Below are 22,158 nucleotides of genomic sequence, written 5' to 3'. Positions count from 1 at the left end.
ATGAACTCAAGCATATCGATTAAGAATGTAAGCCTGAATTTCAGGCTGTATCACAGCAAAGGAATATCGCTAAAAGAATTCTTTGCCGATCTTCTCAAGCGAAAAAAAATAAATCGCTACAGTCAATTCAAAGCGTTGGATGATATTTCACTGGAGATCAAACACGGTGACCGAATTGGTATTGTCGGCCATAACGGCGCGGGCAAGAGTACGCTATTAAAGACTATATGTGGGATTTATCACACTGACCAAGGCTCCGTAGAAGTAGAAGGGAGAATAGCCCCACTACTGGAAATCGGCGCTGGCTTCAACCCTGAACTGAGTGGCCGTGAGAACATTTATCTTAACGGAGCTATTCTCGGATATGGAACAGCCAAGCTGAAAGAAATCGAACCTGAGATAATAAATTTCACTGGACTGGAAGAGTTTATCGACACACCGGTGAAATATTATTCAACCGGCATGTATATGAGGCTAGCCTTTGCTATTGCAACCGCTGTAAAACCCGACATCTTGATTCTCGATGAATTGTTTGCAGGCGGCGACGCGGAGTTCATAGACAAGGCGCTAGAACGCATGCATGAATTCATCGCAAGCTCGAGCATAATGGTCTTTGTTTCACATCAGCCGGCACTCTTACAAAGACTCTGTAACCGCATAATATGGCTAGATCATGGCAAAATCATAGCCGACGGTGATCCAGAAATCACGATTGAACGTTATCTAAACAATATTAGAGGAGAATAAACATGGCCATTCAATTATTCGTACCTAACTTCCGTGTCGATGAATGCCTCGAGGGCATTCGTGAATGCCTCGAGAAAGGCTGGACCGGGCTAGGGTTCAAGACCGTTGAAATTGAGAATGAATGGAAGAAGTATACCGGACTCCCACATGCACATTTTCTGAGTTCGAACACTGTCGGCCTGCATCTGGCCTTCCATCTCTTTAAAGAGAAATGTGGCTGGGATGATGACGCCGAGATCATCACCACACCGCTGACCTTCATTTCCACCAACCATGCAATCATTCAGGCAAACCTGAAGCCCGTTTTTGCAGATGTCGACGAATCTCTCTGCCTTGACCCCGAGGATGTAGAGAAAAAAATAACCCCGAAAACCAAGGCTCTGATTTTTGTTGGCCTTGGTGGCAACACTGGGCGCTATGAAGAAATCGTCAAACTGTGCAAGAAACATGATCTCAAGCTGATTCTGGATGCGGCGCACATGTCCGGCTCGCGCTTGAATGGCGCACATGTTGGCGCAGATGCAGATGTCGCGGTCTTTAGTTATCAGGCTGTCAAAAACCTCGCGACAGCGGACTCCGGCATGATCTGCTTCGCCGAAGCAGAAGACGACGAGCGCGCAAGAAAGCTGACCTGGCTTGGCATCAACAAGGACACTTACGCGCGCACCGTTACCCAAGGCGCATACAAGTGGATGTATGACGTAGAAGAGCTGGGCTTCAAGTATCACGGCAACTCGATAATGGCCGCCATGGCACTCGTCTCGCTGAAATACCTCGATCGTGACAATGCTTATCGCCGCCAGTTGGCCACTTGGTATGAAGAACTGCTGAGTGGGGACGAACTGATTCAAATTGTTCCGATTGCGCCAGGCTGCGAGTCCTCACGCCACCTATTCCAAGTTCGCGTAGCAAAGCGAGAGCAGGTACTAATGGCGCTGAATGAGTATGAAATTCATCCTGGCGTACACTACCGGGACAATACCGAATACCGCCTGTATAACTATGCCGCCGACACTTGTCCTAAAGCACATCAAGCCAGCAAAGAAATCCTGTCTCTGCCCATGCACATGGGGATTACGCGGAGCGATGTAGAGTTCATCTGCGAAAAGCTTAAATCCATAGTTCGAATTGCCATTTGATCGAATAATTTGGCTCAACCTAAAATACGGTTTTTATATGCTTATATCGAAACGCATTCGCTTACGCGCAATAGAAGAAGCCGATCTATGTATTATGGCTGAATGGCGCAGCAATCCCGAAGTCTATGAATATTTCTATGAGTACTTGCCAATATCTACAAGACAACAAAAAAACTGGTACGAAAAGCAACTGCAAGACTCTTCAGAAATCAATTTCATTGTATCTCGCGCAGATGACAATAAAGCGATAGGCACTGTTAGCATATACCACATCGACAGAAGGAATCGCAAAGCCGAATGGGGACGCCTGATTATTGGTGACAAGGAAATGCGTTCCGGTGGCTATGGCGCTGAAATCGAAGCACTTATTTTGCAGTATTCATTTGAGCACCTTAATCTCCACAAACTTTACTGCGAAGTACTGGTTGACAACTCCTCTGTTGTCGAGCTGCACAAAAAATTTGGATTTAAGCAAGAAGGCATCCTGCGAGATCATGCGTTTAAAGCAGGAACCTATGCAGATGTAGCCGTTCTATCCATGCTTGATGAGGAATATCTCGAATCTTGCAAGAACGGTCGGATGTCGGTAATGCTTCAACGCATGGCCATCAAGTAATAGCTTGCCAGTTAGAGCCTTCAGAAAGAAGGCTTTAGCTGATCTACCCGAAATTCCTACCCAGCAGCAGACTGATTACTAAACTATGATCTCTAGCATTGCATGCCAGGAGCTATCGCTTTGAATATAAATCTATGGGTAGAGAGCAGTATTGCCACAGACCGCGTACTTTCCAATTTCTTAAATGATATATCTAGCGAAACAGTCTGCACCACCCGGACTATTAGTGATATAAGCTGGAAAACGCTTCACTCCAGCCTGAATATATTCTCCCGCGCCGCCCATCCAAACATATCCTGGATACCAGCTTACTTAAAGCGCAATAACATATCATACATCTATTATTTAGATGATAATTTCTGGCGCATACAGGGCAATAGTGAACTAGCAAAATTCTATCAATCTAAATCCACCATCGATACTCTTGATGAATTTGTCCGCCACGCGTCTTTAATAATCGTAAACTCCCCTTCAATCTTGGAATTCATCGCAACTAGATTCCCCGAGGCACAGTGCGAATTACTCCCTCCGCCCTTTGATTCTGAACTAGCAGATAAACACATACAGCCCAAGAAAAGAGCATCTTCTAATTTTGTGGTTGGATATGCAGGCAGCTACAAAGCGACCGAATTAGAAATAATTGAAAAATCAGTATTAGACCTATGCAGCAAGCGACCAGATATCAGATTCGAATTTATCGGCGGCATTACAGAGCGCTTGCGTGGCCTTAATAACGTCCAATGGTTCCCTGGCTTTGACGACTACCACGAATTCATCAAATTCAAAATATCTCGTCAATGGGATCTTGGACTAGCCCCCTTACTTGACAGCCCATTCAATGCATCCAAAACAAATAATAAATTTAGAGAGTACGGAGGATGTGGCATCGTCGGCCTGTATAGCAATGTCTCGCCATACAGGGAAAGCGTTATACATAGAGAAACAGGCTACCTTACTAACAATGATGTGGCCTCATGGACTAACGCAATAGTAGCTGCGGCAGAAAATCCAGCACAGCGCCTGAAGATTTCAGCAGTCGCCAAAGGCTTTGTAAAGAAAAACTACTCACATCAAGCGATAGCCCCTCTCTGGATGAAAGCTCTTAAAAAAGCCCCTCCGGCAAGACCTGAACTTGGGCTCTCTACAACTCAGAGAATGCGATTGAACTATATTAAATTCCACCATCAAACTCACTCACCAAGTCTCGCTCTCCAAGCTGAAACCGCCAACCAGCTAATTCTATACAAGAGAAGACTTTACGAGCTATTCCGGTATATTTTTACAATCACAAAAGCAAAAAAGCTCTCAATCATCCTTCTAGGACTACTTGCCGCGCTAACATTAATTAATTTGAATATTTATTTAGTGCGAGAAATTTTGTCTTGAAACAAAGAATTTTAATTGTATGCAATGACGTTGTTGGCGAAAAGATGGCTGGACCAGCCATCAGATGCATGGAAATAGCCGCACATCTTGGGCATGATTTCTCTGTGTCTGTAGTTGCCCGGAGCGTACAAGCGAATCATCACGCGGGAATCGATATATTCGAATTTTCCAACGATAGATTCTATCTCTGCGCAGAAGCGGCCGACATCATTATTATTCAAGGTGACGCCCTACGCACTCATCCCTTTTTAAAGAGATGTAAAGCAGCTCTGATTGCTGATCTATATTGCCCCATCCCCCTTGAGTACCATCAGGTTTCTGATGGCCTTGATACCGACATCAGAACCTTTACGAGCGCCTACCTTGCAGACATTCTACGTGAGCAGCTTGCTTATGCTGACCATTTCATCTGCGCAAGCGAGCGGCAGCGTAACTACTGGCTGGGGGCGTTAACCACAGCAGGCCGCATCAATGCATTGCGTTGGCCACAGGCGAACCACGCGAATGTGGACGAGCTTATATCGCTTCTACCCTTTGGCTTAGCGAACACCCCGCCAGTACTTGAGCGTAGCGCCCTGCGTGAGATGTTCGGCATTCCGGCTGATGAATTTGTCATGGTATGGGGCGGCGGCATCTATCAGTGGTTTGACCCCCTGACAATCATTCGAGCAATACATCGACTCATACAAACTGGAAACAGGGTTCATCTCGTCTTCATTGGTGTCAAGCACCCCAATCCGAGTATCGAACAACACGACATGTGTGCCCAGGCACTGGCTCTCGCAAAAGAGCTTGGCTTGAATGGCTCGTACGTGCATTTCAACTTTGGATGGATTGATTACAAAGAGCGACATAACTATCTGCTGGATGCAGATATCGGCGTCAGTGCCCACTACAACAATCCAGAAACGGTTTTCTCCTTTAGAACCCGTATGCTGGACTATCTCTGGTGTGGCCTACCTATAGTCGCGACCAAGGGCGATGTGTTCGGAGACGCATTAGCTAAGGAGCAATGCGGTATTTCTGTCGACTATGAAAGCGTTGACGGCTGGACTTCAGCCTTGAACTCTCTGATCCACAGTCCAGACGAACTGAAGAAACTACGTGAAGGCAGCAGAAGATTCGCCGAGCAATTCCGCTGGGAAACGCTTGTCTCCAAATTCTCGGATCGATGCCGAAATCTAAGCCCCTCTCCTGACAGGGACTTCATCAGGAAGAACTTTGCCGCCTCGCCAACATCAACCCTCCTGCAACGTTTGAAAGGAGCCTACAGCCGTGGAGGCATAGGAGCGTTACTCAATGCTATTGGCCGCAGGTTGAAAATCAATGGATAGCACAAAAGCGACCTCTTGCATCTACGGTATCGTAGTAACCTATTATCCGGACACCAATTTCCTTGAGCGGCAACTCCGTATACTTTCCAAACAGGCAAGTAAGGTTATTCTCGTAAACAACGGGCCGGACAATTCACTCGCGGAATGGATTAGTGAGATTAAGCTATCAGATAGCGTGAGCGCCATCCAACTGGATAAAAATCACGGCCTTGCATATGCACAGAACATAGGAATTGAGCATGCCCGATTGTCCAATGCTACCCACGTAGCTATATTCGATCAAGATAGCTTGCCTGATTGCGATATGATCCCACGCCTGCTTGCTGCTCTTTACTCACAACAGGACAAAGGTTTAAAGGTGGCTGCGGTCGCCCCTTCCTATCGCGATAATCCAGACTCCCCATTATCCGGATTCGTCAGAACGGGCTTCTTGGGATTCAAGCGCGTTTTCTCGACACCCTCTGAGCCTATTGTGGAAGCGGACTTCCTAATCTCATCAGGCACGCTCATTCCTATAAGTGCATTGAACGAAATAGGGTTGATGGAGGAAAATTTTTTCATTGATCATATCGATACTGAGTGGTGTTTTCGCGCACTTTCCAAAGGCTACCGGCTCTTTGGTGTAGCTGACGCAACGATGAAACACTCCCTAGGTAATCACAGAACTAGAATCTGGTTTCTACGTTGGCGAACGGTCCCGTATCACTCCCCTTTCCGCTATTATTATATTTTCAGAAATAGCATCATTTTGATGAGACGCAGCTATATGCCGCTCAGCTGGAAGGTTTCTGATTTTTCAAGAAATCTGCGCGCACTTTTCTTCTATAGCTTATTTTCAAAAGACCGTACATCTGTCCTAAAAATGATGTTTAAAGGATTCATAGACGGCATAAGAAATCGCATGGGAAGACTTTCCGATCATTGATTTTAACTATATCGATGGCTTATACCGCCCCCACGCACTTATAATCAATCACCCCCTGTAGATAATCAATCTTACGCTGCAGATCAAAACGAATCTCTCCAAGCTTTATAAGCTCATACTCAATCAAAGTCGTGTACTTATACCCATCATCACGCGATTCGAAACTCACGCTAGAGAATTTATTGCAAACACCTTGCAGATTCTTAGAAAGCTCAGAATCTGTACAAGCCTTCGAACACTCGGAAATGTATCTAAGTTGCCGCTTAAAGTACTCATATGCGCCGAGCACATCATTAAGACCGGCACGCTCAATCTCGCTAAACTGGCAAGCGTAAGACTCCATCCTTCGCACATGATTCTTGAACTGATAGGTTTCCAATTCGTCTTGAGGATCTAATGAAAAGTCCAGCTCCTTCGACTTAATTAATAGTGCCTGCCCTGTCGGAAGCTCCGTAATAGTCAATCCAAGCTTACGAATATACTCTCTCTCAACCACGTGCTGTTTGGCAAAAAGCAACGCCCCATAATCATCAAATAAAATAACTCCCCCAACACTTACCTTTGGGTATAGAGCAGTAAAAGTCTCTATTTCAGCAATAGCATTATTCAAATCGATATGAAGAAATGCAATTTTTTCCGGGCACTGCTCGCGTAAAATCTCTGGCAACTTCCCTTGAACAGGTACTATGTTTTCGACACAAGAAAATTTCTGCTTTACTTTTTCGAACTGTGAGGACTTGGTGACTAAATCCGAGACAACAAAACCCTCATCCTTATGTTCATCCGGAACCCCGGTATAGGTATCATATAGAAACCATTTCTTGTCTATATTGGAAAAATCCAGAAAGCGGCTCACCACATCAACACCAAACCCCCACTCCACACCACACTCAACGAAGTCGCCATCAATACCGATTACCTGTGAAGCCAAAGAGCATGAAATATGTTTCCTCCAAATGATTGACTCCAGCACCCCTCTCAGCTCTGGTACCTCGAACCTATCCAAAGCAAACTTAAATGCTGAAACAAATTGATCATCAGTAAGAAATCCCATATTTCTACCGACGACATTCAGTCCATCACCAGAAAAACAAAACGGCATCGTATTGAGACTATCTGCATAAAGACCTGCACCAACATTTCGAACCCGCTCGATAAGACTTGTGGTGTAGGCATTAGGATTTTCCATATCTTTGTTCATGCCACTAATCCTTTTGATAGGGTTCAGAGAAATTATTCATGCGCGCTACCTGCTAGCTAATGCAATCTTTTTTTACACATGAGTTGCGCCATTTTCGCCGCATCCGGCCGCTCGACCACGCCCTTTTCGGTGACGATCGCGTCGATCAGGTCGGCCGGGGTCACGTCGAACACCGGATTGACCGCATGCACGTCGGCGGCGATGCGCTGACCGCCGATATCCAGCAGCTCGCGGCCGTCGCGCTCCTCGATCGGGATGTCTTCGCCATCCTCCAAGTTCATGTCGATGGTCGAACTGGGCGCCACCACCATGAAGCGCACGCCGTGGTGCATGGCGTTGACCGCCAGTTGGTAGGTACCGATCTTGTTGGCCACGTCGCCATTGGCGGTGATGCGGTCGGCGCCGACTATGACCCAGGTGATGCCCTCGGTCTTCATCAGGTGCGCGGCAGCAGAGTCGGCGTTCAGGCTGACCGGCACGCCCTCGCCCGCCAGCTCCCAGGCGGTCAGGCGCGAGCCCTGCAGCCAGGGACGAGTCTCGTCGGCGAACACCCGCTCGACCAGCCCGCCCAGGTGCGCGGCGCGGATAACACCCAGCGCGGTGCCGAAACCGCCAGTGGCCAGGGCGCCGGTATTGCAGTGGGTCAGCAGCTTCTGCGGGCTGTCCTGGTGCTTGCGGATCAGCTCCATGCCCAGCTGGGCCATGGTCAGGTTGGCCTCGCGATCGCTGTCGAAGGTGCCGACAGCCTCCGCCTCCAGCGCCGCCAGGACATTTTCACCCTCTTTCAGGCGCTGCAGGCGCTCGCGCATGCGGTCCAGAGCCCAGAACAGGTTGACCGCGGTCGGCCGCGACTCGGCCAGCACCTTGAAGTCTTCCTCCAGCGCCGCCTGCCAGTCGCCACCGGCCGCCAGGCGCGCCCGCGCGCCCAGCACCAGACCGAAAGCGGCGGCGATGCCGATGGCCGGCGCGCCGCGCACCACCATGCTGCGAATGGCCTCGGCCACACCGGCGGCCGAATCGTAGGCCAGCCAGGTTTCCTCGCGCGGCAGTACGCGCTGATCCAGCAGATACAACGTGCCTTCGCGCCACTCGATGGCTTTTACCTTCTCTGCCGCCAACAGTTCGTCGCGCATGACATCCCCACAAGGTGAAACGAAAAGCCGCGGATTATAGCGAGCCGCCTGTTACATGGCTCAGTTATACTGCCGCCACCTCTTTATTGCCCGGATAAATGCCATGCCCGAACCGCGCCAGCCGCTCGATCTGCTGCTCCTGCCCACCTGGCTGGTGCCGGTCGAACCCGCTGGCGTGGTACTGCGCGATCACGGTCTGGGCATCCGCGACGGGCGCATCGCCCTGATCGCGCCGCGCGCCGAAGCCCTGCGCCATCCGGCCACGGAAGTGCGCGAACTGCCGGACTGTGTGCTCACCCCGGGCCTGGTCAACGCCCACGGCCACGCGGCCATGACGCTGTTCCGCGGCCTGGCCGACGACCTGCCGCTGATGAGCTGGCTGCAGGACCACATCTGGCCCGCCGAGGCCAAGTGGGTCGATGAGGAATTCGTGCGCGACGGCACCGAGCTGGCCATCGCCGAGCAGCTCAAGGGCGGCATCAGCTGCTTCTCCGACATGTACTTCTTCCCCGAAGTGGCCTGCGAGCTGGTGCACAAGAGCGGCATCCGCGCCCAGGTGACCATCCCGGTGCTGGACTTCCCCACCCCCGGCGCCCGCGATGCAGAGGAGGCCCTGCGCAAGGGCCTGCGCCTGTTCGACGATCTCAAGCAGCACCCACGGATCAAGGTGGCCTTCGGCCCCCATGCGCCCTACTCGGTCAGCGACGACAAACTCAAGAACGTACTGATGCTGGCCGAAGAGCTGGACGCCGGCATCCACATGCACGTCCACGAGACTGCCTTCGAAGTGCAGCAGAGCCTGGAGCTGCATGGCGTACGCCCACTGCAGCGCCTGGCCAGCCTGGGCCTGCTCGGCCCGCGCTTCCAGGCCGTGCACATGACCCAGATCAGCGACGAAGACATCGCCCTGCTGGTAGAAAGCAACAGCAGCGTGATCCATTGCCCCGAGTCCAACCTCAAGCTGGCCAGCGGCTTCTGCCCGGTGGAGAAGCTCTGGCAGGCCGGCGTCAACGTCGCCATCGGCACCGACGGCGCCGCCAGCAACAATGACCTGGACCTGCTCGGCGAGACCCGCACCGCCGCCCTGCTGGCCAAGGCCGTGGCCGGCAGCGCCACCGCGCTCGGCGCCCACAGCGCCCTGCGCATGGCCACCCTGAACGGCGCCCGCGCCCTGGGCCTGGACGACTGCACCGGCTCGCTGGAACTGGGCAAGCTGGCCGACCTGGCCGCCTTCGACCTGTCCGGCCTGGCCCAGCAACCGGTCTACGACCCAGTGTCGCAACTGATCTACGCCGGCAGCCGCAGCTGCGTGAAGCACCTGTGGGTCGGCGGCAAGCAGCTGCTCGACGACGGCCGCCTGACGCGCCTGGACGAGCAGCGCATCGTCGCCAACGCGCGCGCCTGGGGCGAGCGCATCGCCGGCAAACACTGAATTCGTTTTCGAGACTTTTTAAGAGCACGCCATGAGCAACGTCGACCACGCCGAAATCGCCAAATTCGAGGCCCTCGCCCACCGCTGGTGGGACCGCGAGAGCGAGTTCAAGCCGCTGCACGACATCAACCCGCTGCGCGTCAACTGGATCGACGAGCGCGTCGGCTTGGCCGGCAAGAAGGTGCTGGATGTCGGCTGCGGCGGCGGCATCCTCAGCGAATCCATGGCCCAGCGGGGGGCAACCGTCACCGGCATCGACATGGGCGAGGCACCGCTGGGCGTGGCCCAGCTGCATCAGCTGGAGTCCGGGGTCAATGTCGAGTACCGGCAGATCACCGCCGAGGCCCTGGCCGAGGAAATGCCCGGCCAGTTCGACGTGGTCACCTGCCTGGAGATGCTCGAGCACGTGCCCGACCCGTCCTCGGTGATCCGCGCCTGCTACAGGATGGTCAAGCCCGGCGGCCAGGTGTTCTTCTCCACCATCAACCGCAATCCCAAGGCCTACCTGTTCGCCATCGTCGGCGCCGAATACGTGATGCGCCTGCTGCCGCGCGGCACCCACGACTTCAAGAAGTTCATCCGCCCCTCCGAGCTGGGTGCCTGGAGCCGCGCCGCCGGCCTGCAGGTCAAGGACATCATCGGGCTGACCTACAACCCGCTGACCAAGCACTACAAGCTGGAAGCGGATGTGGACGTCAACTACATGATCCAGACCCTGCGCGAGGAGTAAGGCGCATGGCCCTGCGAGCGGTTCTCTTCGACATGGACGGTACCCTGCTGGATACCGCGCCGGACTTCGTCGCCGTGTGCCAGGCCATGCGCGCCGCGCGCGACCTGGCTCCAGTGGACGAGCAGCTGATCCGCGACGTGGTCTCCGGCGGCGCCCGCGCCATGGTCTCCGCCACCTTCGATCTGGAAGTCGGCGCCGAAGGCTTCGAGGCCCTGCGCCTGGAGTTCCTCGAACGCTACCAGCAGCACTGCGCGGTACTCAGCAAGCCGTTCGACGGCATGCTGGAGCTGCTTAGCGACATCGAACAATCGCGTCTGATCTGGGGCGTGGCCACCAACAAGCCGGTGACCTTCGCCGAGCCGATCATGCAGCAGCTTGGACTGAGTGAGCGCTCGGCCGTGCTGGTCTGCCCGGACCACGTACCGCGCAGCAAGCCGGCGCCGGACATGCTCCTGCTGGCCTGCGAGCAGATGGGCATCGCCCCCGCCGATGTCCTCTTCGTCGGCGATGACGCCCGCGACATCGAGGCCGGCCGCGCCGCCGGCTGCAAGACCGCCGCCGTCACCTACGGCTACATCCACCCCGAAGACAATCCGCGCCACTGGGGCGCCGACGTGGTGGTGGACCATCCCCTGGAGCTGCGCGCCGTGCTCGATCACGCCCTGTGCAGCTGCTGACCCTATTCACGCAATAACGAGATTTCGCCCATGTTCGACTACAGCGCCCGCCCCGACCTGCTCAAGGGTCGCGTGATCCTGGTCACCGGTGCCGGCCGCGGCATCGGCGCCGCCGCCGCCAAGACCTATGCCGCCCATGGCGCCACCGTGCTGCTGCTGGGCAAGACCGAGGGCAACCTGAACCAGCTGTATGACGAGATCGAGGCCGCCGGTCATCCGCAGCCGGTGGTGATTCCGTTCAATCTGGAAACCGCCCTGCCGCACCAGTACGACGAACTGGCCGCCACCATCGAAGCCGAGTTCGGCCGCCTCGACGGCCTGCTGCACAACGCGGCCATCGTCGGCCCGCGCACACCGCTGGAGCAGCTGTCCGGCGACAACTTCATGCGCGTCATGCAGATCAACGTCAACGCCATGTTCATGCTGACCAGCACCCTGCTGCCGCTGCTCAAGCTGTCCGAGGATGCCTCGGTGGTGTTCACCTCCAGCAGCGTCGGCCGCAAGGGCCGCGCCTACTGGGGCGCCTATGGTGTGTCGAAGTTCGCCACCGAGGGCCTGATGCAGACCCTGGCCGACGAAATAGACGGCATCGCCCCGGTTCGCTCCAACAGCATCAACCCCGGCGCCACCCGCACCGACATGCGCGCCCAGGCCTACCCCGGCGAGAACCCGGCCAACAACCCGCTGCCGGAAGACATCATGCCGGTCTATCTGTACCTGATGGGCCCGGACAGCCAGGGCGTCAACGGCCAGGCCTTCGACGCCCAGTAAAAGTGACTGGCTGCCGGTTTTCCGTCGCAGCCGGTGACAAGGCATCAAATTGCCAGCACTCGCGTCAATAGAGCGGCAAGCCCTTGCCGCTTCAGCCCTGATAAAACCGCTTAAGACGCTGAAATAAAAGCACTTTCCAAAAGTGGCACAGAATTCGCTCTACCTCCGTCAACAAGGCGCTCAAGCGCCAGAGGTCGAGCACTATGGTTCCGCACAACCCCTCCAACACCATCGATTTCGATGCCGCCAAGCTGCAGCGCCTGGGCTATGCCAGCCGCAATCAGCCGCTGCTCAAGCCGGTCAGCCTGGCCCAGCTGCGTCAGCAGCTGAACCTGCAGCTGCAGACTTCCCTGGAATTCGACCGCATCCTCGGTCTGTTCTTCCAGGAAGTGCAGCGCCTGGTGCCGCTGAGCGCGCTGAGCTACCAGCTGGCCGCCAGCGATCTGCGCCTGGAACTGGGCGAACGTGCCAACCATTCGGCCAGCTACCGCCTCAGCCATCAGGGCGAATACCTGGGCGAGCTGACCTTCCGCCGCACCCAGCGCTTCAGCGATGACGAGCTGGGCCAGTTGGAGTCGCTGCTGGCCAGCCTGCTGTTCCCCCTGCGCAACGCCCTGCTCTACCGCGCCGCCCTGCAGAGCGCCCTGCGCGACCCGCTGACCGATACCGGCAATCGCATCGCCATGAACCAGGCCATGCAGCGCGAGATCGATCTGGCCCGCCGCAGCCTGCAGCCGCTGTCGGTGCTGATGCTCGACATCGACCACTTCAAGAGCATCAACGACCGCTTCGGCCACGCCACCGGCGACGAAGTGCTGAAGGCCGTGGCCGCCGCGCTGAAAGGCAGCCTGCGCAACATCGACATGGTGTTCCGCTACGGCGGCGAGGAGTTCCTGGTGCTGCTGTCCAACACCAGCCGCGAGGCCGCGCAGATCATCGGCGAGCGCCTGCGCCTGGCCGTGCTGGGCCTGCAATACCTGGAAGAAGGCCGTGCCCTGGAGATTTCCATCAGCCTGGGTTGCGCCACCCTGCTGCCGGGCGAATCGTCGGAGAGCCTGCAACGCCGCGCGGACAACGCCCTGTATGTGTCCAAGCGCGAAGGCCGCAATCGCCTGTCCATGGCCGGCTGAGAAACGCCAGCCAACAAAAAAGGGGCTCCTGGGAGCCCCTTTTCATTTTCAGAACCTGTTTACGATCTCGCGAGCTAGAGATAAACGGTGGTGAAAATGGCCGAGGACGCGCAGTTTACGAATGGTAAATGAGCAGTCCGAGACGCGCGTCCCGGACTGTTTTCAACGCCGTTTAGCCGACGCGCAGCAGATCGTGGGCAGGTTCTCAGCGCTTGCGGCCGAAGCCTGGGCGCTGACCATCACCACTCGGCGGCCGCTTGTTGCCACCAGGCGCAGCCGGGCGTGGCTTGCGCGCCGGACGCTCGGCGGCGTCGCCAGCCGGACGCGGGGCGCGCTTCTTGTTCACATCGGCCGGACGTTCCGCCACCGGCGTGCCACGACCACCTTCGCGACGTTCACCACGCTCGCCACTCGGTTTGCGCGGCACGCGCTGCGGACGCTCTTCGCCACGCGGGGCGCGGGCCGGACGCTGTTCGCTGGTTTCCGCGGCGCCATCCTGGGCCGGACGCAGCACGCGCTTGGGCCGCTCGTTGCGGCTCATCGGGCGAGCCGCCTTGCGCTGCAGGCGGTCGAGCTTGTCGCGCATTTTCTCGTTCATCGCCGGCAGGGCCATGGGCTTGAGGCCGACCTCCTCGCTGAGGATGTCCAGCTCGCGCTGGCCCATTTCGCGCCAGCGGCCCATCGGCAGGTCGGAGGTCATGAACACCGGGCCGAAGCGCACGCGCTTCAGGCGGCTGACCACCACGCCCTGGGACTCCCACAGGCGGCGCACTTCGCGGTTGCGGCCCTCCATCACCACGCAGTGGAACCAGCGGTTGAAGCCTTCGCCGCCGGGGGCTTCCTTGATGTCGGTGAACTTGGCCGGGCCGTCTTCCAGCATCACGCCGGCCTTGAGCTGCTCGAGCATCTCCTCGGTGACTTCACCACGCACGCGCACGGCGTACTCGCGGTCCATCTCGAAGGAGGGGTGCATCAGGCGGTTGGCCAGTTCGCCGTCGGTGGTGAACAGCAGCAGGCCGGTGGTGTTGATGTCCAGGCGGCCGATGTTGATCCAGCGGCCCTCTTTCGGGCGCGGCAGGCGATCGAACACGGTGGGGCGACCTTCCGGGTCGTCGCGGGTGCAGATCTCGCCTTCCGGCTTGTTGTAGATCAGCACGCGGCGCACGGTCTGCTGGATGTCTTCGCGCTTGAGCAGCTGGCCGTCGACGCTGATGGCGTCGCGCAGTTCGACGCGGGCGCCGAGGGTGGCGACTGCGCCATTGACCTTGACGCGGCCATCGGTGATCCACTGCTCGATGTCGCGGCGCGAGCCGAGGCCGGCGCGGGCCAGGACCTTCTGCAGCTTCTCGCCGCTGGGACGGGGATCTAGTTCGGACTCACTCATCTGGGCACCTCCCGGTGTAACTGAGGATGAAAAAGGTCGCGCATCATACGCGGATCGCCAGTACTGCGCACGGCTGACTGACTATAGACCGCTCAGCGGGTCTGGCGCCGGCCGGTCGCCTCGAAGGCCAGCAGGCGCATATCGGCCTCGGCCAGCAGGGCGAAGCGCTGCTCCTTGCCGAGTTTCTTCCAGGCCTTGATCTCGCGCTTGCTGCGCCCGCAGCCGACGCAGATATCGGCGTCGAACTCGCAGACCTTGATGCAGGGATTCTTGCTCATGGCGGCACCTGTAGGGGAAGGCGCCGACAGCATAGGGCGGAAGCGGATCAGGCCGGGATTGAAAGTCTCAATGCCCCCGATGGCCTATTCCTCAATGCAGAGAGTCGCCGGCGCCCAGGGTCTCGTCCTGGTGCTCTTCGACCGCAATCTCTTCTTCGGCCCGGGCCAAATCGTCGAAGTCGGTCTTCAGGCCCTGCTCCATCTCGTCCAGCTCGACCAGCAGGCTGCGGAAGCTGGTCTCTTCGCGCGGCTCGGCAGGCACGTCTTCACCCAGCTCAGCGTCGACCCGCGCCTGCAGGCCGGCCGGTACCGGCATGTCGTCGTCCAGCGCCAGCATCGGCTCGGGCTCCAGCTCGCGCAGGGCGGCCAGTGGCGGAAGCTCTTCCAGGCTCTTCAGGTTGAAGTAGTCGAGGAACACCTTGGTGGTGGCCAGCATGGCCGGCTTGCCGGGCACGTCGCGGTAGCCGACCACGCGAATCCAGTCGCGCTCCTGCAGGGTCTTGATGATCTGGCTGTTGACCGCCACGCCGCGGATATCCTCGATCTCGCCGCGAGTGATCGGCTGGCGGTAGGCGATCAGCGCCAACGTTTCGAGCATGGCGCGCGAGTAGCGCTGCGGGCGTTCTTCCCACAACCGGCCGACCCAGGGGGCGAACTTCTCGCGTACCTGCAGGCGGTAGCCGCTGGCCACTTCCTTCAGCTCGAAGGCGCGCCCCTCGCAGGACAGGCGCAGCACTTCCAGGGCCTCGCGAATCTGTGCCGGCTCCGGGCGCTCGCCCTCCTCGAACAGCTCGCCCAGGCGCTCCAGCGACAACGGCCGGCCCAGGGCCAGCAGCCAGGCTTCGATCAGGGAGGCGAGTTCTTGCGGGTCGGACAGGTTCATCTATTCGGCTCGGGCACGGACGTGGATAGGCGCGAAGGGCTCATTCTGCACCAGTTCCACCAGTTGTTCCTTGATCAGTTCGAGCACTGCCATGAAGGTGACGACCAACCCGAGGCGCCCCTCCTCCACCGTGAACAGAGTGACGAAAGGCACGAAGCCATTGCCCTTGAGGCGCTCCAGCACTTCGCTCATGCGTTCGCGGGTGGACAGCGTCTCGCGGGTGATCTGGTGGCTCTCGAACATGTCGGCGCGGCGCAGCACCTCGGCCATGGACAGCAGCACTTCCTCCAGGCTGACGTCCGGCAACAGCTTGCGCGCCCGCGCCTCGGGGGCGTCCAGGCGCGGCACGCTGAGGTCGCGGCCAAGGCGCGGAATCTCGTCCAGACCCTCGGCGGCGGCCTTGTAGCGCTCGTATTCCTGCAGGCGGCGGATCAGCTCGGCGCGTGGGTCGTCTTCCTCTTCCTCCGCCTCGGCGGAGCGCGGCAACAGCATGCGCGACTTGATCTCGGCCAGCATGGCGGCCATCACCAGGTACTCGGCGGCCAGTTCCAGGCGCACCGACTTCATCAGCTCGACGTAGCCCATGTACTGCTTGGTGATCTCGGCCACCGGGATGTCGAGGATGTCGATGTTCTGCTTGCGGATCAGGTACAGCAGCAGGTCGAGCGGGCCCTCGAAGGCTTCGAGGAACACTTCCAGGGCGTCCGGCGGGATGTACAGGTCGATCGGCAGTTCGGTGACGGCCTCGCCGTAAACGAGTGCGAATGGCAGTTCCTGCTGGGCGCCAGCCTGACTGTCGACCTGCTCGCTCACGCCTCGTCCTCCTGGAAGGGAGTCGGGTCACCGCAGCCCACGCGGATCACCTCGGGCTCGCCCTCGGCCAGGTTGATCACGGTGGAGGCCTCCAGGCCACCGTAGCCGCCATCGATGATCAGATCCACCTGGTGTTCGAGAATCTGGCGCATCTCGTAGGGGTCGCTCATTGGCAGGTCTTCGCCGGGCATGATCAGGCTTACGCTCATCAGCGGCTCACCCAGCTGCTCGGCCAGGGCCAGGGCGATGGGGTGGGCCGGCACGCGCAGGCCGATGGTGCGGCGCTTGGGGTGCAGCAGCATGCGCGGCACTTCGCGGGTGGCGCTGAGAATGAAGGTATAGGGCCCGGGCGTGTGCGCCTTGAGCAGGCGGAAGGCGCCGGTGTCGACCTTGGCGAACAGGCCGATCTGCGACAGGTCGCTACAGACCAGGGTGAAGTTGTGCTTGTCGTCCAGCTGGCGCAGGCGGCGGATACGCTCCACCGCGCCCTTGTCGCCGAGCAGGCAGCCGATGGCGTAGGAAGAGTCGGTCGGATAGACGATCACCCCGCCGCTACGCAGGATTTCCACCGCCTGCTTGATCAGGCGCGGCTGCGGATTCTCCGGGTGGACCTGGAAGAACTGACTCATGAACTCTCCCTGCTCAGGCGGTAGTAGCGCGTGCATGGTCGAAGCGCTCCCATAGAGGAGACAGGTCTTCCGGCAACGGACGATACATACCCAGCTCCGACCAGTCGCCCGGGGCGTGAAAATCGCTGCCGACACTGGCCAGCATGCCGAATTCACGGGCCAGGATGGCCAGGCCGCCGACCTGCTCGGCCGGCTGCAGACCATTCACCACTTCCAATGCATGTCCGCCCGCGGCGATGAAATCGGCCACCAGGCGGCGCCGCTTGCTGCGGGTGAAATCGTACTGCCAGGGATGCGCCAGGCTGATCCAGGCACCGGCGGCCTTGAGCGTGCCGACCGCTTGTTCCAGGGTCGGCCAGTGCTGTTTGACGTCGCCCAGCTTGCCCGAGCCCAGCCACTTGCGGAACGCCTCGGCGTGGTCACGCACGTGCCCCGCGCGCACCAGGAATTCGGCGAAGTGCGGGCGCGCCGGCGCGTTGCCGCTGTCGCCCAGGCCCTGCTGGATGGCGCGCGCCCCTTCCAGGGCACCGGGCATGCCCTTGGCCGCCAGGCGTCGGTCGATTTCCTCGGCGCGCAGCCAGCGGCCCTGGTGCAGCTCGGCGATGGCCTGGGCCAGGGCCGGCGCATCGGCGGCGAAGGCATAACCGAGCACATGGATGGTCGCGCCACCCCAGGTGCAGGACAGCTCGATACCGTTGACCAGGCGCAGGCCCAACTCGCCGGCGGTACGGCGCGCCTCGTCCAGCCCTTCGAGGGTGTCGTGGTCGGTCAGCGCCAGCAGCTGCACGCCCCTTTCATGGGCGCGCGCAACCACCGCGGCGGGTGCGAGAACGCCGTCGGACGCGGTGCTGTGGCAGTGCAGATCGACCTTCATGGCGCGTCTTTCGTTAATGAGGTTGTTTGTTATTATGCCGCCACATCCCGCTTCTGGCTGCCGCCGTGAAACAATTCATCGATTTCATCCCGCTCATCCTGTTCTTCATCGTCTACAAGCTCGATCCCCGCACCGTCGAACTGGCCGGCCACAGCGTCGAGCTGGGCGGCATCTTCAGCGCCACCGCGGTGCTGATCATCAGTTCGATCCTGGTGTATGGCGTCCTGTTCCTGCTGCAGCGCAAGCTGGAGAAAAGCCAGTGGCTGACCCTGGTCGCCTGCCTGGTGTTCGGCAGCCTGACCCTGGCCTTCCACAGCGAGACCTTCCTCAAGTGGAAGGCGCCGGTGGTCAACTGGCTGTTCGCCGCAGGCTTCGCCGGTAGCCACTTCATCGGCGACAAGGTGCTGATCCAGCGCGTCATGGGCCACGCGGTGCAGCTGCCGCAGCAGGTCTGGACGCGCCTGAACCTGGCCTGGGTGGCCTTCTTCATCTTCAGCGGTTGCGCCAACCTGTTCGTCGCCTTCACCTTCCACGACATCTGGGTCGACTTCAAAGTCTTCGGCAGCCTCGGCATGACCGTGCTGTTCCTGGTCGCCCAGGGCGTCTACCTGGCGCGCCACATCCACGACGAAACCCCGCAGCAAAGCAAGGACTGACATGCTCTACGCCATCATTGCCAGCGATGCCCCCGAGTCCCTGGAAAAGCGCCTGGCTACCCGCCCCGCCCACCTGGCCCGCCTGGAGCAGCTGAAGAACGAAGGCCGCCTGGTATTGGCCGGCCCGCACCCCGCGGTGGACAGCGTCGATCCCGGCCCGGCCGGTTTCTCCGGCAGCCTGATCGTCGCCGAATTCGAATCCCTGGCCGCCGCCCAGAGCTGGGCCGACGCCGACCCCTATCGCGCCGCGGGCGTCTATGCCAGCGTGCTGGTCAAGCCTTTCAAGCAGGTGCTGCCCTAACCCCACACACGACGCAGGCCCATAACAATAATTCGAAACCTGGAGTCCCCCATGCGCCAAGGCCCGCTCTACCTGTTGCTCACCGCTCTGTGCATCACCCCCGCGCTGCACGCCGAAGAATCCCAGCCGCTGGCCCTCAACCCGACGCCGGCCAGCGCCCCGGTCAGCCCCCAGATCAGCGATAGCGCCGCGCAAATCGCCGCGCTGCAGCAGCAACTGGCGGAGAGCGAGCGCCAGCGCAGCGAGCTGCAAGCCGCCACCTCCGGCGAGCGCGAGACCGCGCAGATCGGCCGCCTGCGCCAGGACAACCAGCGCCTCAAGTTGCAGCTCAAGCAGGCTCAGGCCGAGCAACCGCCGCGTCTGTTCAGCGAGCAGCAGCTGTGGTTCGCCATCGGCGCCGGCACCGCGCTGCTGGCCTTCGTCGTCGGTCGCCTGAGCGCGGGTGGGCGGAACAAACGCCGCAGCGAGTGGGTCTGACCGCTCCACCTGACCAACCGACCCCACCATGACCGACCTGCTGCTGATCGACGACGACCGCGAACTCTGCGAGCTGCTGGCCAGCTGGCTGCAGCAGGAAGGCTTCAACGTGCGCGCCAGCCATGACGGCGCCAGCGCCCGCGCCGCGCTGGCCGAGCAGAGCCCGGCGGCGGTGATCCTCGACGTAATGCTGCCGGACGGCAGCGGCCTGGAGCTGCTCAAGCAGCTGCGCAGCGAACACGCCGAGCTGCCGGTGCTGATGCTCTCGGCCCGTGGCGAGCCGCTGGATCGCATCCTCGGCCTGGAACTGGGCGCCGACGACTACCTGGCCAAACCTTGCGACCCGCGCGAACTGACCGCCCGCCTGCGCGCCGTGCTGCGCCGCAGCCTGCCGGTGGCCACACCCAGCCGCGTCGAGCTGGGCGACATCAGCTACAGCCCGCAGCGCGGTGTGGCCAGCCTCGGTGAGCACGAGATCACCCTGACCCTGTCCGAAGGCCGCATCCTCGAGGCGCTGCTGCAACAACCGGGCGAGCCACTGGACAAGCAGGCCCTGGCGCAACTGGCGCTGGGCCGCAAGCTGACTCTCTACGACCGCAGCCTGGACATGCACGTCAGCAACCTGCGCAAGAAGCTCGGCCCGCACCCGGATGGCCGCCCGCGCATCGTCGCCCTGCGTAGCCGCGGGTACTACTACGCGCCCTGAGAAGCTTCGCCCTTTACGCTGCCTTTACCCTCCACTGACCGCGCTTGACCTTGCCCTCCCTAGACTGGGCTCATCCGGTAACCCGCCGGTTTCGAGACAAGGAGACACATCATGCGCAAGACCCTCACCGCCCTGCTCCTGGCCGCCAGCCTGCCGACCATCGCCCTGGCCATGCCCGAGGGCGCACCCGGCGAACCGGGGCACTGCAACAAGGCCATGCACGGCGAGCACCGCGGTCACGGCATGCGGATGCTCAAGGACCTTGACCTCAGCGCCGAGCAGCGCGAGCAGATGGGCAAGCTCATGCGCGAGCGCAAGAACGATCCGCGCGAAATCACCCAGAAGTACCTGAGCAAGCTGCCGCAGGCCGATCAGGACGCGCTGAAGAAGGAACTGGAAACCGCCCGCCTGGAGCATGACAAGGCCTTCCGTGCCATCCTCACGCCCGAGCAGCAGAAGACCTTCGACGCGCGCAAGGCGGAGATGGACAAGCGCCGCGCCGAGCGTGCCGAATTCGAGGCCTGGAAGGCCGAGAAGGACAAGCAGGCCCAATAATCCGGCGTTATCCGGCCCGGCTCCCTGAGCCGGGCTTTTGCCATTTGAGGAGTTCCCATGCGTTCACTGTTCTGGCGCATCTTCGCCAGCTTCTGGCTGGCCGTCGCCTTGGTCGCCGGCCTCTCCATGCTGCTGGGCCGTGCGCTGGACCAGGACGCCTGGGTGCTCGGCCGCCATCCGGCGCTGCAGGATGTCGCCGAACGCTGGAGCCAGATCTACGAGCGCAAGGGCCCGCAAGCCGCCCAGCAGTTTCTGGAAAAGCGCAAGCAGCGCTACCGGGTAAACATCCAGGTGCTCAACGAGGAAGGCCAGGCCCTGGTCTACGGCACCTTCCCGCCGCGCGCGGCGGCTTTCGAGGCGCGCCATGACAATCCCAAGCGCTTGCCCTGGCGCCGCATCACCGAGGAATACCACAGCCCGACCACGGGCGAGACCTATCTGTTCATCTACCGCATTCCCCACCCGGAGATGATGGCCTGGCATCGCGAGAGCCTGTCCTGGCCGCTCAGCGCCCTGGCCATCGCCCTGGTGGTACTGACCGCCATCAGTCTCATGCTGACCCTGTCCATCACCCGCCCGCTCGGCCGCCTGCGCGGCGCGGTGCATGACCTGGGGCAGACCGCTTACCAGCAGAACAGCCTGGCGCGCCTGGCCGACCGCGGCGACGAGTTCGGCGTGCTGGCCCGCGACTTCAATCGCATGGGCTCGCGCCTGCAGGACCTGATCGGCAGCCAGCGCCAGCTCCTGCGCGACGTCTCCCACGAGCTGCGCTCGCCGCTCGCGCGTTTGCGCGTGGCCCTGGCCCTGACCGAGCGCGCCGAGCCGGCCCAGCGCGACCAGCTGTGGGGCCGCCTGACCCAGGAATGCGATCGGCTGGAGGCGCTGATCGCCGAGATCCTCGCCCTCGCCCGCCTGGATGCCGACCCCGGTACACCGCAGCCGGTGGATCTGCGCGGGTTGCTCGACAGCCTGCTGGAAGATGCCGCCCTGGCCGCCCCCGAGCAGCGCCTGCAGGTACGCATGGACAGCCGCCCGCTGGCCCTGCAGGGCTGGCCGGACATGCTCGGCCGCGCGCTGGACAACCTGCTGCGCAACGCCTTGCGCTTCAATCCGCCGGAACAGCCGATCGAGATCGAGGTGAGTCAGCAGGATGGCCAACTGCGCATCGCCGTGCGCGATCACGGCCCCGGCGCCCCGGCGGAGATCATCGAGCGCCTGGGCGAACCCTTCTTCCGCGCCCCGCAACAGAGCGCGCCGGGTCACGGCCTCGGCCTGGCCATCGCCCGCCGTGCGGCGGAGCGCCATGAAGGGCGGCTGTTGCTGGCCAATCACCCACAGGGCGGCTTTGTCGCCACCCTGGAGTTGCCGACAAGCTGCTGAC

Annotated in this window: 25 protein-coding genes; 17 read left to right on the top strand and 8 right to left on the bottom strand. The window is 59.8% G+C overall.

What is annotated here, in order from left to right; all coding sequences use genetic code 11:
* The 6 genes from N7607_RS21310 to N7607_RS21285 all read left to right on the top strand — a co-directional run bounded on the left by N7607_RS21310 (position 1) and on the right by N7607_RS21285 (position 6,147).
* On the top strand, positions 1 to 747 hold the full coding sequence (locus N7607_RS21310) for an ABC transporter ATP-binding protein (protein WP_279868137.1): 747 nt from the start codon (positions 1 to 3) through the stop codon (positions 745 to 747).
* A gap of 2 nt (positions 748 to 749) precedes the next feature.
* Positions 750 to 1,886, top strand: coding sequence for a DegT/DnrJ/EryC1/StrS family aminotransferase (locus N7607_RS21305; RefSeq protein WP_279868139.1), 1,137 nt, complete (start codon positions 750 to 752; stop codon positions 1,884 to 1,886).
* Positions 1,887 to 1,923: 37 nt separating this feature from the next.
* The gene (gene pseH / locus N7607_RS21300; protein WP_279868140.1) at positions 1,924 to 2,502 is read left to right on the top strand and encodes a UDP-4-amino-4,6-dideoxy-N-acetyl-beta-L-altrosamine N-acetyltransferase; all 579 of its coding nucleotides are present in this window, start codon (positions 1,924 to 1,926) and stop codon (positions 2,500 to 2,502) included.
* 120 nt (positions 2,503 to 2,622) lie between these two features.
* On the top strand, positions 2,623 to 3,888 hold the full coding sequence (locus N7607_RS21295; protein ID WP_279868141.1) for a glycosyltransferase: 1,266 nt from the start codon (positions 2,623 to 2,625) through the stop codon (positions 3,886 to 3,888).
* Positions 3,885 to 5,222 carry a glycosyltransferase family 4 protein gene (locus tag N7607_RS21290; protein ID WP_279868144.1) on the top strand — a complete coding sequence of 446 codons (1,338 nt, stop codon included), beginning with the start codon at positions 3,885 to 3,887 and terminating at the stop codon, positions 5,220 to 5,222. The genes N7607_RS21295 and N7607_RS21290 overlap by 4 nt, the downstream gene beginning before the upstream one ends.
* On the top strand, positions 5,215 to 6,147 hold the full coding sequence (locus N7607_RS21285) for a glycosyltransferase family 2 protein (RefSeq protein ID WP_279868145.1): 933 nt from the start codon (positions 5,215 to 5,217) through the stop codon (positions 6,145 to 6,147). Before N7607_RS21290 ends, N7607_RS21285 begins: the two co-directional genes overlap by 8 nt.
* Before the next feature lie 19 nt (positions 6,148 to 6,166).
* Here the strand turns inward: N7607_RS21285 and N7607_RS21280 are convergent, their stop codons facing one another.
* Together N7607_RS21280 and mtnA are read right to left on the bottom strand one after the other, a co-directional pair.
* Complete coding sequence (locus N7607_RS21280) at positions 6,167 to 7,348, bottom strand: TylF/MycF/NovP-related O-methyltransferase (protein ID WP_279868146.1); 1,182 nt, start codon at positions 7,346 to 7,348, stop codon at positions 6,167 to 6,169.
* A gap of 56 nt (positions 7,349 to 7,404) precedes the next feature.
* Entirely contained in the window at positions 7,405 to 8,481 is a 1,077-nt protein-coding gene (mtnA, locus tag N7607_RS21275; RefSeq protein ID WP_279868147.1) for an S-methyl-5-thioribose-1-phosphate isomerase, read from the bottom strand.
* 103 nt (positions 8,482 to 8,584) lie between these two features.
* Between mtnA and N7607_RS21270 the strand changes: the two genes are divergently transcribed.
* The 5 genes from N7607_RS21270 (at position 8,585) to N7607_RS21250 (ending at position 13,221) form a co-directional block, all read left to right on the top strand.
* Positions 8,585 to 9,913, top strand: coding sequence for a TRZ/ATZ family hydrolase (locus N7607_RS21270; protein WP_279868150.1), 1,329 nt, complete (start codon positions 8,585 to 8,587; stop codon positions 9,911 to 9,913).
* A gap of 31 nt (positions 9,914 to 9,944) precedes the next feature.
* Positions 9,945 to 10,643 carry a bifunctional 2-polyprenyl-6-hydroxyphenol methylase/3-demethylubiquinol 3-O-methyltransferase UbiG gene (ubiG, locus tag N7607_RS21265; RefSeq protein WP_279868152.1) on the top strand — a complete coding sequence of 233 codons (699 nt, stop codon included), beginning with the start codon at positions 9,945 to 9,947 and terminating at the stop codon, positions 10,641 to 10,643.
* Positions 10,644 to 10,648: 5 nt separating this feature from the next.
* Positions 10,649 to 11,320, top strand: coding sequence for an N-acetylmuramic acid 6-phosphate phosphatase MupP (gene mupP / locus N7607_RS21260; RefSeq protein WP_279868153.1), 672 nt, complete (start codon positions 10,649 to 10,651; stop codon positions 11,318 to 11,320).
* Positions 11,321 to 11,350: 30 nt separating this feature from the next.
* Positions 11,351 to 12,091 (top strand): YciK family oxidoreductase, encoded by a 741-nt coding sequence (locus N7607_RS21255; RefSeq protein WP_279868154.1) that lies wholly within the window; start codon positions 11,351 to 11,353, stop codon positions 12,089 to 12,091.
* A 203-nt stretch (positions 12,092 to 12,294) separates the two neighbouring features.
* Positions 12,295 to 13,221, top strand: coding sequence for a GGDEF domain-containing protein (locus N7607_RS21250; protein ID WP_279868155.1), 927 nt, complete (start codon positions 12,295 to 12,297; stop codon positions 13,219 to 13,221).
* A 205-nt stretch (positions 13,222 to 13,426) separates the two neighbouring features.
* On the opposite strand, the gene rluB is transcribed toward N7607_RS21250, so the two are convergent.
* From rluB to N7607_RS21220, 6 genes are all read right to left on the bottom strand, one after another.
* Complete coding sequence (gene rluB / locus N7607_RS21245; protein WP_279868157.1) at positions 13,427 to 14,605, bottom strand: 23S rRNA pseudouridine(2605) synthase RluB; 1,179 nt, start codon at positions 14,603 to 14,605, stop codon at positions 13,427 to 13,429.
* Positions 14,606 to 14,697: 92 nt separating this feature from the next.
* A complete protein-coding gene (locus tag N7607_RS21240; RefSeq protein WP_279868158.1) occupies positions 14,698 to 14,883 on the bottom strand; it encodes a DUF1289 domain-containing protein in 186 nt (61 codons plus the stop codon).
* Between the two features lie 91 nt (positions 14,884 to 14,974).
* Positions 14,975 to 15,766 carry an SMC-Scp complex subunit ScpB gene (scpB, locus tag N7607_RS21235; protein ID WP_279868159.1) on the bottom strand — a complete coding sequence of 264 codons (792 nt, stop codon included), beginning with the start codon at positions 15,764 to 15,766 and terminating at the stop codon, positions 14,975 to 14,977.
* Entirely contained in the window at positions 15,767 to 16,465 is a 699-nt protein-coding gene (locus tag N7607_RS21230; protein ID WP_279868209.1) for a ScpA family protein, read from the bottom strand.
* A 110-nt stretch (positions 16,466 to 16,575) separates the two neighbouring features.
* The gene (locus tag N7607_RS21225) at positions 16,576 to 17,208 is read right to left on the bottom strand and encodes an L-threonylcarbamoyladenylate synthase (RefSeq protein WP_279868161.1); all 633 of its coding nucleotides are present in this window, start codon (positions 17,206 to 17,208) and stop codon (positions 16,576 to 16,578) included.
* Between the two features lie 13 nt (positions 17,209 to 17,221).
* Entirely contained in the window at positions 17,222 to 18,082 is an 861-nt protein-coding gene (locus N7607_RS21220) for a PHP domain-containing protein (RefSeq protein WP_279868163.1), read from the bottom strand.
* Positions 18,083 to 18,147: 65 nt separating this feature from the next.
* Here N7607_RS21220 and N7607_RS21215 point away from each other — a divergent pair, with 65 nt between their 5' ends.
* The 6 genes from N7607_RS21215 (at position 18,148) to N7607_RS21190 (ending at position 22,157) form a co-directional block, all read left to right on the top strand.
* The gene (locus N7607_RS21215; protein ID WP_279868165.1) at positions 18,148 to 18,738 is read left to right on the top strand and encodes a septation protein A; all 591 of its coding nucleotides are present in this window, start codon (positions 18,148 to 18,150) and stop codon (positions 18,736 to 18,738) included.
* A 1-nt stretch (position 18,739) separates the two neighbouring features.
* On the top strand, positions 18,740 to 19,039 hold the full coding sequence (locus N7607_RS21210; RefSeq protein ID WP_279868166.1) for a YciI family protein: 300 nt from the start codon (positions 18,740 to 18,742) through the stop codon (positions 19,037 to 19,039).
* A 51-nt stretch (positions 19,040 to 19,090) separates the two neighbouring features.
* The gene (locus tag N7607_RS21205) at positions 19,091 to 19,516 is read left to right on the top strand and encodes a hypothetical protein (protein ID WP_279868167.1); all 426 of its coding nucleotides are present in this window, start codon (positions 19,091 to 19,093) and stop codon (positions 19,514 to 19,516) included.
* A 28-nt stretch (positions 19,517 to 19,544) separates the two neighbouring features.
* Positions 19,545 to 20,222, top strand: a complete 678-nt coding sequence (locus N7607_RS21200; RefSeq protein WP_279868168.1) for a response regulator transcription factor — start codon at positions 19,545 to 19,547, stop codon at positions 20,220 to 20,222.
* A gap of 111 nt (positions 20,223 to 20,333) precedes the next feature.
* Positions 20,334 to 20,777, top strand: coding sequence for a Spy/CpxP family protein refolding chaperone (locus tag N7607_RS21195; RefSeq protein ID WP_279868171.1), 444 nt, complete (start codon positions 20,334 to 20,336; stop codon positions 20,775 to 20,777).
* Positions 20,778 to 20,834: 57 nt separating this feature from the next.
* The gene (locus N7607_RS21190) at positions 20,835 to 22,157 is read left to right on the top strand and encodes a HAMP domain-containing sensor histidine kinase (protein WP_279868172.1); all 1,323 of its coding nucleotides are present in this window, start codon (positions 20,835 to 20,837) and stop codon (positions 22,155 to 22,157) included.
* Position 22,158 lies beyond the last annotated feature (1 nt).

It is taken from the genome of Pseudomonas sp. GD04019 (assembly GCF_029837695.1).
Lineage (GTDB): Bacteria > Pseudomonadota > Gammaproteobacteria > Pseudomonadales > Pseudomonadaceae > Aquipseudomonas.
Note: the sequence above shows the minus strand (reverse complement) of the source record. Positions and strands in the feature narration are given on the sequence as shown.

What these genes read in the sequence shown, in the direction of transcription:
- N7607_RS21205 (WP_279868167.1), top strand. Translation starts at nt 19,091, where the DNA reads ATGCGCCAAGGCCCGCTCTACCTGTTGCTCACCGCTCTGTGCATCACC.
- N7607_RS21255 (WP_279868154.1), top strand. Translation starts at nt 11,351, where the DNA reads ATGTTCGACTACAGCGCCCGCCCCGACCTGCTCAAGGGTCGCGTGATC.
- N7607_RS21310 (WP_279868137.1), top strand. Translation starts at nt 1, where the DNA reads ATGAACTCAAGCATATCGATTAAGAATGTAAGCCTGAATTTCAGGCTG.
- mupP (WP_279868153.1), top strand. Translation starts at nt 10,649, where the DNA reads ATGGCCCTGCGAGCGGTTCTCTTCGACATGGACGGTACCCTGCTGGAT.
- N7607_RS21280 (WP_279868146.1), bottom strand. Translation starts at nt 7,348, where the DNA reads ATGAACAAAGATATGGAAAATCCTAATGCCTACACCACAAGTCTTATC.
- N7607_RS21220 (WP_279868163.1), bottom strand. Translation starts at nt 18,082, where the DNA reads ATGAAGGTCGATCTGCACTGCCACAGCACCGCGTCCGACGGCGTTCTC.
- N7607_RS21305 (WP_279868139.1), top strand. Translation starts at nt 750, where the DNA reads ATGGCCATTCAATTATTCGTACCTAACTTCCGTGTCGATGAATGCCTC.
- pseH (WP_279868140.1), top strand. Translation starts at nt 1,924, where the DNA reads ATGCTTATATCGAAACGCATTCGCTTACGCGCAATAGAAGAAGCCGAT.
- ubiG (WP_279868152.1), top strand. Translation starts at nt 9,945, where the DNA reads ATGAGCAACGTCGACCACGCCGAAATCGCCAAATTCGAGGCCCTCGCC.
- N7607_RS21190 (WP_279868172.1), top strand. Translation starts at nt 20,835, where the DNA reads ATGCGTTCACTGTTCTGGCGCATCTTCGCCAGCTTCTGGCTGGCCGTC.
- N7607_RS21225 (WP_279868161.1), bottom strand. Translation starts at nt 17,208, where the DNA reads ATGAGTCAGTTCTTCCAGGTCCACCCGGAGAATCCGCAGCCGCGCCTG.
- N7607_RS21200 (WP_279868168.1), top strand. Translation starts at nt 19,545, where the DNA reads ATGACCGACCTGCTGCTGATCGACGACGACCGCGAACTCTGCGAGCTG.
- scpB (WP_279868159.1), bottom strand. Translation starts at nt 15,766, where the DNA reads ATGAACCTGTCCGACCCGCAAGAACTCGCCTCCCTGATCGAAGCCTGG.
- N7607_RS21270 (WP_279868150.1), top strand. Translation starts at nt 8,585, where the DNA reads ATGCCCGAACCGCGCCAGCCGCTCGATCTGCTGCTCCTGCCCACCTGG.
- N7607_RS21210 (WP_279868166.1), top strand. Translation starts at nt 18,740, where the DNA reads ATGCTCTACGCCATCATTGCCAGCGATGCCCCCGAGTCCCTGGAAAAG.
- mtnA (WP_279868147.1), bottom strand. Translation starts at nt 8,481, where the DNA reads ATGCGCGACGAACTGTTGGCGGCAGAGAAGGTAAAAGCCATCGAGTGG.
- N7607_RS21285 (WP_279868145.1), top strand. Translation starts at nt 5,215, where the DNA reads ATGGATAGCACAAAAGCGACCTCTTGCATCTACGGTATCGTAGTAACC.
- N7607_RS21240 (WP_279868158.1), bottom strand. Translation starts at nt 14,883, where the DNA reads ATGAGCAAGAATCCCTGCATCAAGGTCTGCGAGTTCGACGCCGATATC.
- rluB (WP_279868157.1), bottom strand. Translation starts at nt 14,605, where the DNA reads ATGAGTGAGTCCGAACTAGATCCCCGTCCCAGCGGCGAGAAGCTGCAG.
- N7607_RS21250 (WP_279868155.1), top strand. Translation starts at nt 12,295, where the DNA reads ATGGTTCCGCACAACCCCTCCAACACCATCGATTTCGATGCCGCCAAG.
- N7607_RS21195 (WP_279868171.1), top strand. Translation starts at nt 20,334, where the DNA reads ATGCGCAAGACCCTCACCGCCCTGCTCCTGGCCGCCAGCCTGCCGACC.